The sequence below is a fragment of the Flavobacterium erciyesense genome (assembly GCF_018069925.1).
Lineage (GTDB): Bacteria > Bacteroidota > Bacteroidia > Flavobacteriales > Flavobacteriaceae > Flavobacterium > Flavobacterium erciyesense.
This window is the reverse complement of record NZ_JAGPXB010000036.1, coordinates 1-1,264: the sequence shown is the minus strand read 5'-3', so window position 1 is coordinate 1,264 and position 1,264 is coordinate 1. Positions and strand designations below refer to the sequence as shown.

Genomic DNA, 1,264 nt, shown 5'->3' with positions numbered 1-1,264 from the left:
GGGACGTTATAGGGCAGTTGCGAATTTACGCAGACATTAAGAATTAGAAATAAATTAATCTTCCGCTAGAGTTTTTGAAAGTAGAAACTTGAAAGCGAAACTCGAAAGCGGAACTCGAAAGCGAAACTCGAAAAGCAGAATCTGAAAAGCAGAATCTGAAAAGCAGAAACTTGAAAGTGGAAACCGAAAAGCAAAACTTGAAAAGCAGAAACTTGAAAGTGGGAACCGAAAAGCAAAACTTGAAAAGCAGAATCTGAAAAATGAAACTTGAAAGTGGAAACTTGATAGTGGAAACTTGATAGTGGAAATCGAAAAGCGAAACTTGAAAGGCAAAATCCAAAAAATAGAAACTTTAAAATATTCAACCGCCCTATAACAGCCGTCTCAAGCCATTGCGAATTTCCTCCTAAATTGACGCTTTCGTTTCGCAAGTTTATTTATATTTGGTGGAAAATAATCGGGTCCGAAGTTCGCAACGGCATGAGGCGCCGGAACGTTATGAGCAAGCTGTCCGAAACTCAAGAAAAATAATGAAAAATACAACTACTCTATTCTTAATTTTAATCTAAATGACAATTTTTGCACAAAAGAAAACCGAATTCGAAGGAGAAAATGTAAAAGTCATTTTTGACGAGAAAATCGAAAGTAAAAAAATGTCAATAAAATTTTCTCAAGGAACTTGGAATGTTACTTTATTTCCATTATTTGAGAATAACAAAATAATAGCAAATGTTTTTCCTAAAGAAGCTGGAATTTATAGTTTAACGATAAATTATTTAAGTGAATTGTATTATAGTGAAATTGTACTTTATAAGATGACGCCGAAATTGGAAAAGTTGAGTTTTGAGTTTTACCAAGATTGCGGAAGAGTATTTTGCCGAATAAACTCAGATTACGCGCCAGAATTGAATAAAGAAATTGTATTGAATGAACTAAGCGAAGAAATTAAAGACATTTTAAAAGAAACGGAGAAATAAAAGCCTGCTCATAACAGCGGTTTGCTAAAATGGCTAATTTTGTAGTAAATTCATGTTTATTTCTCGCAAGAAATATTATATTTGAAAGAAAATAAGTAGTTCCGAAGTCGCCACTTCAGCAAGCCGCGGAACGTTATAGGGCAGTTGCGAATTTACGCAGACGTTAAGAATTAGAAATAAATTAATCTTCCGCTAGAGTTTTTGAAAGTAGAAACTTGAAAAACAGAATCTGAAAAGCAGAATCTGAAAAGCAGAATCTGAAAAGCAGAATCTGAAAAGCAGAATCT

The 1,264-nt window shown here is 33.6% G+C and carries 1 protein-coding gene; it reads left to right on the top strand.

What is annotated here, in order from left to right:
- Positions 1-569: 569 nt before the first annotated feature.
- Positions 570-977 carry a hypothetical protein gene (locus KBJ98_RS15200; RefSeq protein WP_210791945.1) on the top strand — a complete coding sequence of 136 codons (408 nt, stop codon included), beginning with the start codon at positions 570-572 and terminating at the stop codon, positions 975-977.
- Positions 978-1,264: the final 287 nt, after the last annotated feature.

Excerpts from the sequence above, each read along its gene's own strand:
- KBJ98_RS15200 (WP_210791945.1), top strand. The coding sequence starts at position 570 with ATGACAATTTTTGCACAAAAGAAAACCGAATTCGAAGGAGAAAATGTA.